The sequence below is a fragment of the Streptomyces sp. NPDC031554 genome (genome assembly GCF_055580685.1).
Genome location: NZ_JBVIKX010000005.1, coordinates 302,346 through 319,509 on the forward strand (window position 1 = coordinate 302,346; position 17,164 = coordinate 319,509).

A 17,164-nucleotide genomic window follows, 5' to 3' on the forward strand; every position below is an offset into this window, starting at 1 on the left:
ACCACCCCAGCCGCCGGAGGCGATAGCGCTCCCGACCGAACCTCGCCGCACCAGTCGATCGGAACTCCATGACCGACACGCTCCGCCCTGCCCGGGACACCGCCGAGGGGACCGACGTCCTCGCCGTCCCCGACGTCCCCGGCGGCCCCCAGAAGCTCAAGCGTTCCATCGGAGTGGTCGGCGGCACCCTGCTGACCCTGTCCTGCGTGACCCCCGCGTCCACCCTGTTCGTCGTCGTGCCCGACCTGTTCGGCTCGCTCGGCACCGCGACCGCCCTCACGATCGCGATCGGCTCCCTCCTCTGCGTCGCGGTGGCGTTCTGCTACTCGGAACTGGGCACCCTCGTCCCCAGCGCGGGCGGCGAGTACGCGATGGTCTCCACCCTGGCCGGGCGGCTGGCGGGCTGGCTGGTGTTCGTCCTCTCCCTCCTGGTCGTGATGATCGTCCCGCCGGTGATCGCCATGGGCACGGCCGACTACCTCGCCCCCGTCGTCCACCTCGACCCGGCGCCGGCCGGCGCCGCCGTGATGCTGCTCGCCACCCTCGCGGGCCTGCTCGACCTGCGCGCCAACGCCTGGATCACCGGCGTCTTCCTGGTCCTGGAGGTCATCGCGGCCGCCGTGGTCGCGGTCCTGGGCTTCGCCCACGCCGAGCGCGGCGCCGGCAGCCTGGTCTCCCTGGAGGTCGCGGGCGCCGACGGCCACGCCGACACCGTGACGGCCATGCTGGTCGTCTCCGGCCTCGCCGTCGCCCTCTTCGTCACCCAGGGCTTCTCCACCGCCGTCTACCTGTCCGAGGAACTGGAGAACCCGCGCCGCAACGTCGCCCGCACGGTCCTGGCCACCCTCGCCATCTCCACCGTGATCATCCTGGTCCCGGTCGTCGGCATCACCCTCGGCGCCCCCGACCTCACCGAGCTGACCGGCGGCGACATCGGCGCCATGGTGACGGCCTGGTCCAACTCCGCCGTCGGCACCTTCGTCAGCCTCTGCGTGGCCCTCGCCATCGTGAACGCCGGCATCGTCATGGTCATCCAGAACTCCCGCGTCCTGTTCGCCTCCGCCCGCGACAAGGCCTGGCCGCAGCCGGTCAACACCGTCTTCTCCCGGCTCGGCCGCTTCGGCTCCCCGTGGGTGGCCACCCTCGCCGTCGGCGTCCCCGGCGCCCTGCTCTGCTTCGTCGACCTGGACACCCTGTACGGCGTCACCGGCGTCTCCGTGACCGGCATGTACCTGCTCGTCGCGGTCGCCGCGCTGCTCTCCCGCCGCGGCGACCACCGCCACACGCACGCCTGGCGCATGCCCCTGTGGCCGGTCGTCCCGGCCCTGCTGATCGCGGTCCTGGCCTACATCCTGATCCAGCAGGAGACCGTCCACCTCCTGTGGACCGGCGGCATCACCCTCGTGGCCACCCTCTACTGGGTCTTCTACCTCCGGCCCCGCCCCGGCACCCGCTGGCTGGTGTCGCTCCCGGAGGACGCGCGGGACTGACCCGTACCGCGCCTGGTGTACGCCGGCACCCCGCCGTACACCCACGGGAGGTCGGGGAGTTCGGTCTCCGGTCGACAACTCCCCGACAGTTTCACCCCGTACCGTTGACGCATGGATCTTCGACTGCGCGGACCACGGTGGCCGCGGCGGACCGCCGCCGCCGTGGCCGCCGTCGCCGTGCTCGCCGCCGGCGGCACCTGGACGGCCGTGGCCTCGGACGACGCGCCCTCCGTGCACCGTTCCGACCGGGTCATGGCCGTGAACGGCGTGCGCCTGGACACCTCCTGGTTCACCTCCGGCGGCTCCGGCCGCCGCCCCGCCGTCCTCCTCGGCCACGGCTTCGGCGGCAGCAAGGAGGACGTCCGCGAGCAGGCGGAGGACCTGGCCGCCGACGGCTACGCGGTACTGACCTGGTCCGCCCGCGGCTTCGGCAGGTCCACCGGGAAGATCGGACTCAACGACCCGAAGGGCGAGGTCGCCGACGTCTCGAAGCTGATCGACTGGCTGGCGAAGCGGCCGGAGGTGCGGCTCGACAAGGCCGGCGACCCGCGCGTGGGCCTGGCCGGCTCCTCCTACGGCGGCGCGATCTCCCTGCTGGCCGCCGGACACGACGACCGCGTCGACGCCATCGCCCCCGCGATCACCTACTGGAACCTCGCCGACGCCCTGTTCCCCGGCGGTGTGTTCAAGAAGCTGTGGACCGGCGTCTTCTTCAACTCCGGCGGCGGCTGCGCCAGGTTCGAGCCCGCGCTGTGCGCGATGTACGAGCGGGTCGCCGAGTCCGGCACCCCCGACGCCGCCGCCCGCGCCCTCCTCGAGGAGCGCTCCCCGTCCGCCGTCGGCGACCGCGTCGAGGTGCCCACCCTGCTGCTCCAGGGACAGACCGACTCCCTCTTCACCCTCGCCCAGTCCGACGCGGCCGCCCGGGCGATCCGCGCCAACGGCGCCCCCGTCGACGTCGACTGGATCGCGGGCGGCCACGACGGCGGCGACCCGGAGGCGAGCCGCGTCCAGGCCCGCGTCACCTCCTGGTTCGACCGCTACCTCAAGGGCGACGAGGGCGCCGACACCGGCCCCGCCTTCCGCGTCACCCGCACCGGAGGCGTCGACTCCACCGACGGCACCGCCCTCCTGCGCGGCGCGAGCGACGACACCTACCCCGGCCTCACCGCCGACGCCCGCCCGATCGCCCTCACCGGCCGCGAACAGTCCTTCGCCAACCCGCCCGGCGCGAGCCCGCCCGCCGTCTCCGCCCTGCCGGGACTCGGCGGCGGCGGTCTCTCCCGGCTGTCCTCCCTCGGCGTCGGCGTCTCCCTCGACTTCCCCGGCCAGTTCGCCGCCTTCACCTCCGCCCCCCTCACCGCGGACCTGCGCGTCACCGGCTCCCCGACGGCCACCGTCCACGTGAGGTCGACCGGCGAGGACGCCGTCCTGTTCGCCAAGGTCTACGACGTCGGCCCGGACGGCCGCGAGCAGGTGCTGCCCTCCCAGCTGGTCGCCCCCGTCCGCGTCGAGGGCGCCAGGACCGGCAAGGACGTCACGCTCACCCTCCCGGCCGTCGACCACGAGGTCGACAAGGGCCACCGCCTGCGCCTGGTCCTCGCCTCCACCGACCTCGGCTACGCCTCCCCGACCGCCCCGGCGACGTACACCGTCTCCCTGAAGGGCGACCTGAAGGTGCCCACCGCCGCCGGCGTGCGCACCGCGGCCGCCCCGCTGCCGTCCTGGGTGTGGTGGCTGCCCCTCGCCGGCGCGGGCCTCGCCCTGATCCTGCTGGTCACCGGCCGCCGCCGCGTCGCGACCCCCGGCCCCGACCCGGAGCTGGCCGAGGTCCCGCTCCAGATCACCGGCCTGAGCAAGAAGTACGCGGGCGGTGACCGCTACAGCGTCCGCGACCTCTCCTTCCGCGTCGAGAAGGGCCAGGTCCTCGGCCTGCTCGGCCCCAACGGCGCCGGCAAGACCACCACCCTGCGCATGCTGATGGGCCTCATCAAGCCGGACGGCGGCGAGATCCGCGTCTTCGGCCACGCCATCCGCCCCGGCGCCCCCGTCCTCTCCCGCGTCGGCGCCTTCGTCGAGGGCGCCGGCTTCCTCCCGCACCTGTCCGGCCGGCAGAACCTGGAGCTGTACTGGCAGGCCACCGGCCGCCCGGCCGAGGACGCTCACCTCGACGAGGCACTGGAGATCGCCGGCCTCGGCGACGCCCTGGCCCGCGCCGTGCGCACCTACTCGCAGGGCATGCGCCAGCGCCTGGCCATCGCCCAGGCCATGCTCGGCCTGCCCGACCTGCTCATCCTCGACGAACCGACCAACGGCCTGGACCCGCCACAGATCCGCGAGATGCGCGAGGTGATGATCCGGTACGCCGCCGCCGGCCGCACCGTGATCGTCTCCAGCCACCTGCTGGCGGAGGTCGAGCAGACCTGCACCCACCTCGTGGTCATGGACCGCGGCCGGCTCGTCCAGGCGGGCCCGGTCGGCGTGATCGTCGGCTCCGGCGACACCCTCCTCGTCGGCACCGCCCACCCCGTGGAGGAGCCGGTCGCGGAGAAGGTGGCCGCGCTGCCCGGCGTCGCCTCCGCCGTGCGCACCGACGACGGACTCCTCGTCCGTCTCGACGCCGGCGGCAGCGCCCAGCGCCTGATCGCCGAGCTGGTCCGGCTCGACGTGCCCGTCCGGTCGGTCGGCCCGCACCGCCGCCTGGAAGACGCCTTCCTCACCCTGATCGGAGGCTCTGCATGAGCACGACGACCGAGCCGGTCCCGCACACCGGGGACTCCGAGCCCTCCGTGCCCGTCGCCGCCGCCTCCGGCTACCGCGCCGCGCACACCCTGCCGCTGCGCGTCGAGCTGGCACGCCAGCTCAGGCGCCGCCGCACCCTGGTCATGGGCGCGGTCCTGGCCGCCCTGCCGTTCGTCCTGGCCGTCGCCTTCGCGATCGGCGGCGAACCCGGCGAGGGCGGCGACCGGGTGAACCTGATGGACACGGCCACCGCGTCCGGCGCCAACTTCGCCGCGGTCAACCTGTTCGTCTCCGCGGGCTTCCTGCTGGTCGTCCCCGTGGCCCTGTTCTGCGGCGACACCGTGGCCTCGGAGGCCGGCTGGTCCTCCCTGCGCTACCTCCTGGCCGCCCCCGTCCCGCGCGCCCGCCTGCTGTGGTCCAAGCTCGTCGTCGGACTCGGCCTGAGCCTGGCCGCGATGGTCCTGCTGCCGCTGGTCGCCCTCGCCGTCGGCACCGCCGCCTACGGCTGGGGTCCCCTGGCGATCCCCACCGGCGGCGCCCTCGACGCGGGCACCGCCGTCCAGCGGCTCGTGGTGATCGTCGGATACGTCTTCGTGTCCCAGCTGGTCACCGCCGGGCTCGCGTTCTGGCTGTCGACGAGGACCGACGCCCCGCTCGGCGCGGTCGGCGGCGCGGTCGGCCTGACCATCGTCGGCAACGTCCTGGACGCCGTCACCGCCCTCGGCGACTGGCGCGACTTCCTCCCCGCGCACTGGCAGTTCGCGTGGGCCGACGCCCTCCAGCCCACCCCCGAGTACGCGGGCATGGTCCAGGGCACCGTCGTCTCGGTGACGTACGCGCTCGTCCTGTTCGCCCTGGCCTTCCGCGGCTTCGCCCGCAAGGACATCGTCTCGTAGGCGTCCCGCGAGACCTCCGGGAGATCGCTCACCGGCTTCGACAGGTCCTCCCGTACCCGCCTCGCGCTCGTCCGCGGTGGCCCGCGCCCACGCCCGGGCCCCCGGAGCCGTTGCCGCCGCGCACGCACCGCCGCGCACGCAGGCGCCGAGGGCCGAGGGGCGGGCCGCGGGCGAGGACGACCCGTGGCCTCGGGCCGGCCGCGGCTCGGCGAGGCGGACCCGGCATCCGGAGGCCGACGGCCCCGACGGCCCCGCCGGCCCGGTCGGCACGGCCGGCCGGAGCAGGGAACCGGCGCACGACGCGCCGGGCGGACGGATGGACGTCGGTTGCTCCCACCGGGGGAGCGGTACGCCGTGGACGGGGCATTCGCGTGAATTAGTCGTACCGCAGGTTCCGTGATTCCTCCGTTCGTCAATTCCTCGTGTGCAGGCCGCGGTCGTGGTGCGAGCCGTCCCCGTTGTGCTCGCTCGGTTCCGACCGTCATCCAGGCATGACCGCGGGGAAGGGAAAAACATGAAGAAGACCGCTGCTGTCGTCACGGGTCTGCTCCTGGCCCTCGGCGGGGCCGCCCCGGCTTTCGCCGACTCCGGCGCCAACGGTTTCACCGCCGGCTCCGGGGGTGTCCTCTCCGGCAACGTCGTCCAGGTTCCGATCCACATCCCGATCAACGTCTGCGGTAACAGCGTCAACATCATCGGTGCGCTGAACCCGGCGGCCGGCAACGTCTGCATCAACCACTGACCGAACGCCGTACCAGTCGTCCGGCTGGACCGAAGCCGGCCCGGGACACCGAGCTGTCCGTCCGGGGTCGGCTTTCCCCACCTCTTCGAGCAGGAAGACCATGAGATTGCGACAGACCCTGAGCAGGGGGATGATCGCGGTTGCCGCCGCGACGAGCATCCTGTCCCTGTACGGCGGTTCCGCCCTGGCGGGCTCACAAGTGGACGGCACCGCCAAGAACTCGCCCGGAGCCGTGTCGGAGCCCGGAGCAGTGGCGGACGACGGCCCCGAGGCCCCGCCGGCCGTCCCGGCGAACGCCTGCGGCGCCCCGACCGACACCGACGCCTGCGCGGACACCCCGCGGACGCGGGCGCAGGACCGTCCGCAGGAGGACGAGCCTTCGGGCGAGGACGAGCCCGGCTACGGCGGTGCGTCTTCCGGTGAGGACGAGCCGGGCTACGGCGGTGCGTCTTCGGCTGCGGAGGAGCGTCCGCACGGGGACGAGCCTTCGGATGAGGGCAAGCCCGGTTACGGCGACGAGCCTTCGAGTGAGGACGAGCCCGGCTATGGCGGTGCGTCTTCCGGTGAGGACGAGCCGGGCTACGGCGGTGCGTCTTCGGCTGCGGAGGAGCGTCCGCACGGGGACGAGCCTTCGGATGAGGGCAAGCCCGGCTACGGCGACGAGCCTTCCGGTGAGGACGAGCCCGGCTACGGCGACAAGCCCGGCTCCGGGGATGCGTCTTCGGCCGAGGAGGAGCGTCCGCACGGGGACGAGCCCTCGGATGAGGGCAAGCCCGGTTACGGCGACGAGCCTTCGAGTGAGGACGAGCCCGAGTACGGCGACAAGCCCGGCTCCGGGGATGCGTCTTCGGCCGAGGAGGAGCCTCCGCACGGCGACGAGCCTTCCGGTGAGGACGAGCCCGACTACGGGGACAAGCCCTCGGCCGGGAAGGAGCGCCCTCACGGGGACGAGCCCGGCTACGGCGACGACCCCTCGGAAGGGGCCAAGCCCTCGGAAGGAACCGAGCCCGGTTACGGGGACAAGCCCTCGGCCGGGGCCGAGCCCGGTTACGGGGACAAGCCCTCCGCTGGGGAAAAGCCCGGGTACGGCGACAAGCCCAGCCATGGGGACGAGCCCGGGTACGGCGACAAGCCCAGCCATGGGGACGAGCCCGGCTACGGCGACGCCCCGGAGGAGGACTGCGGAGGCTACGGTGACAAGTGCGGCGGTGAGACCACCCCGCCCCCCAGTGGTCACCCGACCCCGCCGCCCAGCGGTGAGACGACCCCGCCCCCGCATCACGGTGACCACCCGACCCCGCCGCACGACGGGGACCGGCCGGAGCTGCCGCAGACCGGTGGCGGTGCTCTGCTCGCCGCCTCGGGGGCCAGTGCCGTGCTGATCACCGCGGGCGTCCTGCTGTACCGACGAGGGCGCACCGCCTCCCGTCGCTGACGGCGACGAGCGCCGCACGTCCCGCACGCCCCGCCCGGCCCGCACGCGCCCGACGCCCGTGCGGGCCCGCGGGACGTCCGGCGCGGCCCGCCGTGACCGGCGGGCCGTCCGGAGGGTCCGGCCGTCCGGGACGTCCCGCGGGCCCGCCCCACCGGCGGGCCGTACGTCAGCGGCCGCCCGCTCCCCTCTCGTCGGCCGGCCCGGTCGGCATGTGCGGTACCTGCGGAAGACCGGTCAGGGACTGCGGGGGCGGCGGGCCCTGGCGGACCACGCGGGGCGGGACGCCGGTCGCGCCCGCCACGCCGGTCCGGCGCAGCCGGCCCGGCAGACGGCGGGTCGCGTGGGCGGTCCACAGTCCCCACATGGCCCGGCCGGGAGCGGTGTCGTCCTCGGCGTACCAGGCGAGCTCGCGGTCGCCGGGGGAGGTCCGGCGCAGGGCGGTCAGGGGCGCGTAGTTCTCCACGACGAAGGTCCGCCCGGGGCGTGCCCGGCCGTCCGGCAGCGGACGGTGGGTCAGGTCGAGGTGCTGGGCGCGCACGACGTCCAGGCCCGCGGTGTCGGTGAAGAGGCGGAACTGCGCGCCGGGGCGCGGGTTGAAGTCGAGCAGGTGGTGGCGGCCGGTGCTGCCGCAGCGGCGGAAGTCGAGGTCGAGGACGCCGCGGTAGCCGAGCCGCTCGGTGAGACGTTCGGCGAGGGCCCGCAGGTCCGGGTTGGGGACCCATTCGCCGACCGCCGTCAGCCCCGCCCCGCGCGGCCAGGCGAGCAGCTTGCGGCCGGAGCCGCCGCCGCGCAGCACGCCCGCACGGTCGACGTACCCGTGCAGGAACCAGTCGCGGCCGGTGCCCGGCGGGAGGAACTCCTGGAGCAGCAGCCGGCTGCCGGCCTCCTCACTGCGCGCGTACAGCTCGCGGGCCTCCTGCGGGGAGCGCACCACGACGGTGCTGCGCAGTCCGGACCCGGGCGGCAGCAGCCAGGGCCGGCTCCACTTCGCCATCACCGGCAGGCCGAGCCGCCAGGCGGCGGACGCGGCCTGCGAGACGCTCTCCGGGACGACGGTGACCGGGTGCGGCACGTCCGCCGCCGCGCACAGCGTGGCCAGTTCGGCCTTGTCGGCGACGCGTTCGGGCAGCGCGGCGGGCTGCTGCGGCAGCAGGTAGGCGGGGGCGAGTTCCCTGCGCAGGCGGCTCACCGCGACCGCGCCCGCGTCGTCCATCGGGATCAGCACGGCCGGCCGCTCGATGCGCGCGGCGACCCGCAGCAGCGCGCCGGCGATGTCGGCGGGGGCGGCGCCGGGCGGCGGCGGGGGATGCAGCCGGCCGACGAACCGGGATCCGCGGACGGGACTTCCGGTCACTTCGGCGACCAGGTGCACGTCGACCCCTGCCCTGCCGAGCGAACGCACGGCACCCAGGGTGCCGTGGTGGAAGGGATTCCGGTCGATGCGCAGGAGTACGGCGGGGACGCGGGTGTCGAGCTGCGACACGTTTTTTCCTTCGGTTGTTTCACCGGCACGGACCATCAGGACACTCGAAAGCCGTAACGGCGGTGGCGTGATTCCTTTTCCTGTGACTTTCATATGACTGAGCGTCAGTCGTGCGCTCGCGCGTCGGTGACGGCACGAGAGTGGAGGAAGGAGCAGGCATGGCACCACAGCAGCGACCCACCCGGTCCCGGCGGCTGGCCGCCGTCGCGGCGGCGGTCGCGGCGTCGGCGGCGCTGGCGTCCGGTCCCGGATTCGCCGCGGGCGTGGAGGTGGCGCGGGCCGCCGGTCCTCCCGTTCCGACGCCGGCCGCCCCCGCCCCCGTCCTCGCCGGACCGCAGACCCCTGCCGGACCCGCACCGGCCACGACCCCCGCGGGAGCCCCGGCCACGACCCCCGGCCCGGACACGACGACGACCCCTGCTCCTCCCCCTCCCTCTCCCCCGGCCGGCGCCGCGGCGCCGGCCGCCGGGTCCGGCCCCGCCTTCGGCGCCTACCTCGACTACGGTCCGCGGGGCGTGGCCCGGATGGCCCAGCTCGGCGACTGGCTGGGCGGTGCCGAGCTGCGCGTCGGCCACACCTACCTGCCGGGCGACCGGTGGAGCAACATCGAGGGCCGGCCCGGCTTCCTCGACGCGTGGGCCGACTGGCGGGCCGAGAAGGACGACCGGATGCTCGTCCTCAACGTCCCCATGCTGGAGCGCAACGAGGAGGGCGTCCCCGACGCCGAGGTGCGGGGGCTGCTGCGGCAGGGCGCGGCGGGCCGGTTCGACCACCACTTCCGCGCCCTGGCCGAGCGGCTGGTGGAGGCCCGGGTGCCGGACACGGTGATCGTGCTCGGCTGGGAGATGAACGGCATCACGTACACCCATCGCTGCGGGCCGGACCCGCAGGCCTGGAAGACGTACTGGAAGCGGATCGTCACCACCATGCGGGCCGTACCGGGCCAGCGGTTCAGGTTCGACTTCACGCCGAGCCGCGGCCTCGACGCCGTTCCCTGGACCGAGTGCTATCCGGGCGACGACACCGTCGACATCATCGGAATGGACTCCTACGACCAGCCGGGCGGGATCTCCTTCGACGAGCAGGTGACGGAGCCCTACGGACTGCGCCACCACGTGGAATTCGCCAGGCGTCACGGCAAACCCGTCTCCTATCCGGAATGGGGTCTCTTCCGCAACGGCGACAACCCCGAGTACATGCGGCGCATGCTCGCCTGGATGGACGAGCAGGAACCGCTGTACAACACGGTGACCGACTACTGCCCGCACGGCGTATGGCAGTGCTCGGAGAACCCCGAGGCGTCGGAGGTCTACCGCGCGGTCCTGTCCGGCCGCACCGGCGAACCGGTGACCGGGCCGACGGCCACGGACCCGGCCGCACCGGCGACCCCCCGGCCCTCGACCGCGCCCACGGCCGAGCCGGCCCCGCAGCCCGCGGCGGACTGCTCGCCGCTGGAGCTCGGCGACTGGATCGAGCAGTGGGCGGGCGGCAGGCTGTGCGTGCGCCGGGACTGGTGGCCGCGCGACCGCTGAGACGTCCCCGCGCAGCGCCCCCGCCGGCGGCGGGCCCACCTCAGGACCTGCCGCCGGCGGCACGTTCCGCCCGATCCCGCCCGTCGCCCCGGTCCGGCTGTTCCCGCCGTTCCTCCCAGCGGCGCACCAGCTCCTTGCCCCGCCGCCGCGCGGCCACGTCCCACACCGCCGCCGACAGCAGCGGGGCGGTGCGCCGTCGGGCCAGCAGCAGCCGCTGGTTGACGACCGGCTCCGGCCGCCAGTGGTGCTTGTACGGCTCGTTGCCGCGCAGCAGGCTCAGGGTGCCGCGCGCCTCGTGCCGGGTGTGCTCCGCGCAGGCGTCGAGCAGTATCACCGCCACGTCCGCCTTGTGCTCGCGCAGCCGCGGGTGGGCGCCGTAGAGGTAGCCGCCGGCCAGGCGGCGCGAGAGCAGGGTGAGGTCGACGGCCACCACGTCGTCGTCGAGACGGAACTCGGTGACCACCGCGTCCCCGGAGCGCACCATCGGGCCCACCGAGCGCACCAGGTGCTCGCAGAAGCGGTCCCGCAGGTGCTCGCCGGTCACCTTGCGGCCCTGCCACTGCAACCGGTGCAGCTCCAGCAGCCGCCGCAGCGCCGAGTCCACCCCGTCCGGGCCGACCACCTCGCGCCGCACGCCGAGCGCGGCCAGCCGGCGCAGCTTGGCGCGCACCCGCTGCGCCTTCGCCGACGGCAGCCGCGCCACCAGCTCGTCCATCGGTACGGCGGGCAGCTCCAGGCACACCGAGTCGCTCACCCGGTGCCGCGGCCCGCTCCAGCGCTCGTAGACCTGCTCCACCGCGCTGCCCGGCCGGACCTCGCGGAAGTCGATCAGCGCGGTGCGGGCGGCCGCGGCGAGCGCCCCGGTGAGCGCGGCGACGGCCGTCTCCCCCCGCTCGTCGTCGACCAGGACGTCCCCGTAGTCGGAGATCGCCCCGCCGAGCGGCACCAGGGCGGGCAGCGGGCGGCGCACGGTCATCAGCGGGGCGACGGCGAGGAGCTCGTCGCCGGAGCGCACCACCAGCAGCCGCAGCCGGCCGCGTCCGCCGTAGGACAGCCACCACGAGTGCAGCCACGGGTGGCTCTGGAACGGCGTGGCCGTCGCGCACCGCCGGTACAGGCGCGCCCAGGCGGGGGCCAGGGCGGCGAACTCCTGCTCGTCGGTGATGACTTCGGTGAGGGGGGCCGGCTTCACAGCGTTCCGTGGGCGTCGGCGGCGAGTGCCGGGCTCGGCACGGCGGCCGGTCTCCCGGCCTCCGGCCTGCTCGCCCTCGGCCGCACCAGCAGGAACAGGCCGCCCAGCAGGCCGCCCGCGCTCGCGCCGACCAGCCCGGTCAGCACGGGGGACGCCGAGGACGGCCCGGCGGGCTTCACCGCGCGGGCGAACGGCTCGAGCTCGACGTGGGTGGTGGCCTTCGCCCGGGCGGCGTGCCGGGTCAGCGCGCGCGAGACCGCGTTGGCCATGTCGGCGGCCAGGTCGGCGCGCGAGGAGGTCGCGGTGATCGACACCATCGGCGCGTCGGGCGAGGTCGCCGTGCGCACCGCGCCCTGGAGCGTCCGCACCGGTACGCCCGCCCACACCTGAGCGTCCCCGAGCACCGCGACCTGGGTGGCCACCCGGCCGTAGGCCTGCGCGAAGCCGAGCGCGGACGCCGGGTCGGACTTCTCGGCGGGGACGGCGACGACGTACGCCGTGGCGCTGTACACGGGCGGCTTCAGGACGCCGTAGGCGCCGCCGAGGAGGCCGCCGGTGAGGGCGCCGGCGGCCAGCAGCGACCACGGCGGGAGCTTCCCGGCGCGGCCCAGGGTGCCGGCTCGGCGGTGCGGACGGGTGGCGTTGTCGGTCATGAGGAAGGCACTCCCTGAGGTGACGGGGCGGACGAGGGGGCCGGCACGGGGCGGCGGGCCGTCGTGGCCGTGTACACGTCCATGAGCCGGGCGGCGCTGCGGGCGATGTCGTAATGGCGGGCGGCCTCGGGCGCGGTGCGCGGGCCGGGGGCGGCGCCGCGGGTCTCGGCGAGCGCCCGGACGACGGCCCCGGGGCCGCCCGTGACGCGCCGGGCGGCGGGCGCGGTGTGCGCGGGGAGGTCCTCGACCGCCGGGCAGGACGCGTACAGCACCGGCAGGCCCGAGGCGAGGGCCTCGACGACGGCCAGGCCGAACGACTCCTCGGGCGAGGGGGAGACGAGCACGTCCATCGCGCAGACGAGGGCGGGCAGGTCGGGCCCCGGACCGCCGTCCGGGACGCAGGGGCGTTCGCCGGTGAACAGGACCCGGTCGGCGACGCCCGCCTCGTGCGCGGTCCGCCGCAGCGCGCTCTCCTCGGGGCCGCCGCCGACCAGCAGCAGGTAGTGGTCGGCGGGGAGCGCGGCGAGGGCGGTGACCAGGACGTCGAAGCGCTTGCCCGCGTGCAGGCGCCCGACGCCACCGATGACCCGCGCGTGCTCCGGCAGGCCCAGGCGGCGGCGGGTGCGGTGGCGCCGGACCGGGTCGAACCGGAAACGGGCCAGGTCGATGCCGTTGGGGACGACCTCGATCCGCCCGGCCGGAACGCCCCAGCGCCGCAGGCGTGCGGCGACCGTGGGGGAGACGGCGACCGTGACGCGGCCCAGCCGCTCGCCGGCCAGGTACAGGGCGCGGACGCCCGGGGTGAGCGGGCGGCCCTCCATCTGGGAGTCGCCCAGGGAGTGCTCGGTGGCGACGACGGCGCGCACCCCGGCGAGCCGGGCGGCGAGACGGCCGTAGAGACAGGCGCGGTAGAGGTGGGTGTGGACCAGGTCGTAGCGGCCGGAGCGCACGATCTCGACCAGGCGGGGCAGGGCCGTCAGGTCGCGGTTGCCGGCCATGCCGAGGTGGACGACGCGCACTCCGTCCGCGGCCAGCCCGTCGGCCACCGGCCCCGGATCGGTCAGCGTCACGACGTCGCAGTCGGCGGGCAGGTGGCGCAGCAGCAGCCGCAGCTGCTGCTCGGCGCCGCCGACCTTGAGCCCCGTGATGATGTGCAGCGCCCTCATCGCAGGCCCGCCACGGGACGGCGGCGCAGCCGGTGCAGCCGGTGCTTGAGGAACAGCCGGGCGGCGGTGTCGTTCTGCCCGACGTGGACGCGCGGCAGGGCGTGCGGGCCGGTCAGCGGGCCGGGGTCGATCGCGCAGGCGTACGCGTACCCGGCGTCCCGTACGGCCTCCACGGCGCGCCGGTCGACCGTCCCGTACGGGTAGCAGAACCCCGCGACGTCGGTGCCGAGCAGCTCGGCGAGCGCGGCACGGCTGCCGGCGGTCTCGGCTTCCAGGGTGCGCTCGTCCGCGCGGGTGAGGTCCACGTGGGTCAGGCCGTGCGAGCCGATCTCGACGCCCGCGGCGGCGGCCTCGCGGATGCCGTCGGCGGTCAGCAGCGGCCTGCGCGGGCCGAGCGGGTCCCAGGCGTTGTCGCCGCCGAGCCGGCCGGGCAGCACGAAGAGGGTCGCGGTGCAGCCGTGCCGGCGCAGCACGGGCAGGGCGCCGGTGAGGAAGTCGGCGTAGCCGTCGTCGAAGGTCAGGCCGGCCAGGCCGCGGCCCTCGCCCCGCGCGCGGGCGGCGAGCAGCTCGGCCAGCGAGACACCCCGCAGGCCCCAGCGCGCCAGCAGGGTCAGCTGCCGGTCCAGCCGCTCGGGCGTGACCGTGATGCGGTACGGGTCGTCGGAGCAGTCGCCCACGGAGTGGTACATCGCCACCCAGGGGACGGGGCCGGTTGCGGTGTCAACGGGAACGGACATGCGGGAGCCTTCGGGTCGCGGAACGAACGGATCGGAGTGCGCAGGCGATGCCCTGGGCGCCCAGGGCCCGGCCCAGCAGGACGAAGACGGCGAGCACGGTGAGCGACCCGGCGGCCAGCCCCGCCGTGGGGCCGTCGAAGTGGCCCCCGGCGAGGGCACCGGCGGGGGCCGCGACCACGGTGGCCAGCACCGGCCGGGCCAACCCGTCCAGGACGCCGGGGACGTGGAGCGGGACGCTGCGCGGCACGCGGTGCGCGCCCCGCCGCGGGCGCGAGCCGGCCGGCCCGCCCGCGGTGCCGGCCAGCAGCACCAGGGCGGTGACGGTGATGCCGGCCGCGTTGGCGGCGGCGATCCCGTGCACCCCCCAGGGCGTCACGCACAGCGCGCCCAGCCCGGAGGTCACGAGGATGCCGACGGCCATCGCGCCGGCCGGGTACCAGGAGGCGCGGCCGGTCGAGAAGTAGGAACGGGCCAGCACCCCGACCAGCGTCTGCCCGAGCAGCCCGAGCGCGTACACCCGCATCACGCCCGCCGTCACCGCCGTGTCCCCCGCGGTGAACGCGCCCCGCTGGAAGAACAGTTCGATCATCTGCGGCGCACAGGCGACGACCGCCGCCGTGCCGAGCAGCACCACGCACGCGGCCAGCGCCAGGTCCCGCTGCACCCGGTCGCGGGCCCGCTCGGTGTCGCCCTCGGCCAGCGCCCGCGCGACCACCGGGAAGGTGACCGTGCACACCATCACCGACAGGATCATCGGCATCTGCGCGACCTTCTGCGCGTAGTTCAGGTGCGAGATCGCCCCCGACGGCAGCTGCGAGGCGAGGAACCGCTCGACCAGGACCTGCGACTGCCGGCACAGCGCGAACAGCAGCACGGTCGCCACCACGGCCCCGCCCAGCGGCCGCGGCTCCTCGGCCGTGTCGCCCGTCGGCCGTGCCCCGCGCCTGCGCAACTGCCGCCACAGCGAGGGAAGCTGGACGGCCACCATCAGGAAGCCGCCGACCGCGACCCCGACCGCCGCCGACCGCACCCCCCAGCGCCCGCCGAACACGAACATCCCCGCGACGATCCCGGCGTTGTACGCCACGTAGATCGCCGCGGGCGCCACGAACCTCCGGTGCGCGCGCAGGGCCGCGCTGCAGTACCCGGCGAGCCCGAAGCTCACCACGCAGGTCGCGGTGAGCCGGGTGCAGTCGACGGCCAGCCCGGGGTCGGGCAGGCCGGGCGCGAGGACCCCGACCAGCTGCGGGGCGAGCGCCGCCACGAGGACGCCGACCGCCACGAACGCCAGCGACAGCCGCGGGAGCGTCCCGGCGACCAGGGCGCGGACCGGGTCGCCGCCCGCTCCCCGGGCACGCCGGGCCAGGGCGAGGCTGAACGCCGGGATCAGCGCGAACGCCAGCCCGTCCTCGATGAACAGCGTGGCCGCGAACTCCGGCACCGTCCACGCGACGAGGAAGGCGTCCGTGTCCCGGCCCGCCCCGAACAGCCGGGCCAGCGCCTGGTCGCGGACCAGCCCGAGCAGCGACCCGGCCACCGACAGGACGGCGGTGACCAGGGCGGCACGGGCCAGGAACCCGCCGGACGCCCGCGACGGCCCTGACTCCGGGGGCGGCTTCCCGGCCGTCTCCGGGGGCCGCGCGGCGGACCGCGTCGACGGCACGGCCGTGCCGCCGGCCGCGTCGCCGTCCGCCCGCGGGGACCGGGAAGGCGTCACCGTCATCGCCCGAGAGCCTCCTCGCTCCGGCCGCTTCCGCGGGTCCGTGCGCGCCCCTCGTCCCCGGCCGGTGCCCCGGTCCCGCCGGCCCGCTCGCCCCCGGCCAGCGCCCACCAGGCCGCCAGCCCCAGCACCACCGCCGTCAGCACCGTGGAGGGCCCGCCGATGTCGGCGTACAGGAAGTCGGTGAGCTGCCAGACCAGCAGGCCGCAGGCGACGAGGGCGCAGTCGAGGCCGCCCGCGCGCCGGGTCCGCGCCAGCCCGCGCAGCGCGCACACCAGCAGGGCCAGCCAGCTGCCCGCCAGCGCGAGCAGCCCGACCAGGCCCTGCTCGCCCAGGACCAGCAGGTACATGTTGTGCGGGGACAGCAGCGGCTGCTTGCGGAAGCCCGCGCCGGCGCCCTCGGTGTCGCTGCCGGCGGACAGCGCCAGCGAGGCGTGCGTGTCCCGGTGCTCGGGGAAACCCTTCAGCCCGACCCCGGTCAGCGGATGCTCGCGCCACATGCCGGCCGCCGCCGCCCACATCGTGTACCGGTCGGTGACCGACCGGTCGGGGGCGTCCGCGACCTGCGTGATGCTGCTGATGCGCTCCTGGAGCATCGCCGTACCGACACCGAGGCCGCCGACCAGGACCACGCCCGCCGCCACCGCCGCCGCGCCGGCCTTCAGCGCCCGCCGCGGCCCGGCCAGCACCAGCTGTGCCGAACAGGTCACCGCCGTCGCGATCCACGCGCCCCGGCTGAAGGACAGCGCGAGCGGCAGCAGCAGCCCGAGGGCGCAGGCGGCGGCGACCGCCCGCCGCCGCGCCGGGGACCGGCCCAGGGCCAGGCCCACCGCGCAGACCACCCCGAAGGACACCACCGTCGCCATGCCCATCACGTCCTGCGCCCCGAAGGTGCCGACCGCCCGGATCTCCTCGCCCTGGTAGGAGGCGCCGGTGCCGGTGACGTACTGGTGCACGCCGACCGCGCCCTGCCAGCCCGCGAGGGCGACGAACGACCAGGCCAGCAGCCGGAAGTCGGACCGGCCGCGGATCAGCAGCAGCACCGCCGCCGGGACCAGGACGAACACCTGGAGATAGCGGCCCAGGCCACCGATCCCCGCGCCCGGCGAGGACGCCCCCATCGCGGCGAGCGCGAGCCCGGCCACCGGCAGCCCCAGTACCACGGCCGCCGTACGGGACAGCGGGCGCCGCCGCTGCCGCAGCAGCCGGACCGCGCAGAACAGCACGACGAGCGCGGAGCACGCGTCGGCCGGTCCCGCGCCGCCCTCACCGCCGGGGGAGACCGGCAGCGCGAGCAGGGCCACCACGGCGACGACGGGCAGCACCGGCGACAGCGTCCGGGCACGGGACGGGGGAGGGGCGAGGGTCATCGGACG

13 protein-coding genes are annotated in these 17,164 nt (G+C 75.6%); 6 read left to right on the forward strand and 7 right to left on the reverse strand.

Going from position 1 to position 17,164, the window contains the following annotated elements:
• Positions 1 to 68: 68 nt before the first annotated feature.
• From ACZ5FU_RS16120 to ACZ5FU_RS16140, 5 genes are all read left to right on the forward strand, one after another.
• Positions 69 to 1,490, forward strand: a complete 1,422-nt coding sequence (locus ACZ5FU_RS16120) for an APC family permease (RefSeq protein WP_451526640.1) — start codon at positions 69 to 71, stop codon at positions 1,488 to 1,490.
• 111 nt (positions 1,491 to 1,601) lie between these two features.
• Positions 1,602 to 4,232, forward strand: coding sequence for an alpha/beta fold hydrolase (locus ACZ5FU_RS16125; RefSeq protein WP_451526641.1), 2,631 nt, complete (start codon positions 1,602 to 1,604; stop codon positions 4,230 to 4,232).
• Positions 4,229 to 5,128: an ABC transporter permease gene (locus ACZ5FU_RS16130; RefSeq protein ID WP_451775914.1), complete on the forward strand. Its 900-nt coding sequence runs from the start codon at positions 4,229 to 4,231 to the stop codon at positions 5,126 to 5,128. The genes ACZ5FU_RS16125 and ACZ5FU_RS16130 overlap by 4 nt, the downstream gene beginning before the upstream one ends.
• 514 nt (positions 5,129 to 5,642) lie before the next feature.
• A complete protein-coding gene (locus ACZ5FU_RS16135) occupies positions 5,643 to 5,870 on the forward strand; it encodes a chaplin (protein ID WP_468644029.1) in 228 nt (75 codons plus the stop codon).
• A gap of 100 nt (positions 5,871 to 5,970) precedes the next feature.
• Positions 5,971 to 7,305, forward strand: a complete 1,335-nt coding sequence (locus tag ACZ5FU_RS16140) for an LPXTG cell wall anchor domain-containing protein (RefSeq protein ID WP_469045464.1) — start codon at positions 5,971 to 5,973, stop codon at positions 7,303 to 7,305.
• Between the two features lie 166 nt (positions 7,306 to 7,471).
• Here ACZ5FU_RS16140 and ACZ5FU_RS16145 read toward each other — a convergent pair whose 3' ends face one another.
• Positions 7,472 to 8,788 (reverse strand): carboxylate--amine ligase, encoded by a 1,317-nt coding sequence (locus ACZ5FU_RS16145; protein WP_469045465.1) that lies wholly within the window; start codon positions 8,786 to 8,788, stop codon positions 7,472 to 7,474.
• 158 nt (positions 8,789 to 8,946) lie between these two features.
• On the opposite strand from ACZ5FU_RS16145, the gene ACZ5FU_RS16150 reads away from it, so the two are divergent.
• On the forward strand, positions 8,947 to 10,320 hold the full coding sequence (locus ACZ5FU_RS16150; protein ID WP_469045466.1) for a glycoside hydrolase family 26 protein: 1,374 nt from the start codon (positions 8,947 to 8,949) through the stop codon (positions 10,318 to 10,320).
• A 40-nt stretch (positions 10,321 to 10,360) separates the two neighbouring features.
• Here the strand turns inward: ACZ5FU_RS16150 and ACZ5FU_RS16155 are convergent, their stop codons facing one another.
• From ACZ5FU_RS16155 to ACZ5FU_RS16180, 6 genes are read right to left on the reverse strand one after another with little or no spacing between them, the layout of a single operon-like run.
• Positions 10,361 to 11,512, reverse strand: coding sequence for a GNAT family N-acetyltransferase (locus ACZ5FU_RS16155; RefSeq protein ID WP_451526647.1), 1,152 nt, complete (start codon positions 11,510 to 11,512; stop codon positions 10,361 to 10,363).
• Positions 11,509 to 12,165 (reverse strand): YveK family protein, encoded by a 657-nt coding sequence (locus ACZ5FU_RS16160; protein WP_468644020.1) that lies wholly within the window; start codon positions 12,163 to 12,165, stop codon positions 11,509 to 11,511. Before ACZ5FU_RS16160 ends, ACZ5FU_RS16155 begins: the two co-directional genes overlap by 4 nt.
• Entirely contained in the window at positions 12,162 to 13,331 is a 1,170-nt protein-coding gene (locus ACZ5FU_RS16165) for a glycosyltransferase (RefSeq protein ID WP_468644018.1), read from the reverse strand. Before ACZ5FU_RS16165 ends, ACZ5FU_RS16160 begins: the two co-directional genes overlap by 4 nt.
• Positions 13,328 to 14,068 (reverse strand): polysaccharide deacetylase family protein, encoded by a 741-nt coding sequence (locus ACZ5FU_RS16170; RefSeq protein ID WP_451775900.1) that lies wholly within the window; start codon positions 14,066 to 14,068, stop codon positions 13,328 to 13,330. Before ACZ5FU_RS16170 ends, ACZ5FU_RS16165 begins: the two co-directional genes overlap by 4 nt.
• Positions 14,052 to 15,791: a murein biosynthesis integral membrane protein MurJ gene (gene murJ, locus ACZ5FU_RS16175; protein WP_469045467.1), complete on the reverse strand. Its 1,740-nt coding sequence runs from the start codon at positions 15,789 to 15,791 to the stop codon at positions 14,052 to 14,054. Before murJ ends, ACZ5FU_RS16170 begins: the two co-directional genes overlap by 17 nt.
• Positions 15,788 to 17,158 (reverse strand): O-antigen ligase family protein, encoded by a 1,371-nt coding sequence (locus tag ACZ5FU_RS16180; protein WP_468644013.1) that lies wholly within the window; start codon positions 17,156 to 17,158, stop codon positions 15,788 to 15,790. The genes murJ and ACZ5FU_RS16180 overlap by 4 nt, the downstream gene beginning before the upstream one ends.
• Positions 17,159 to 17,164: the final 6 nt, after the last annotated feature.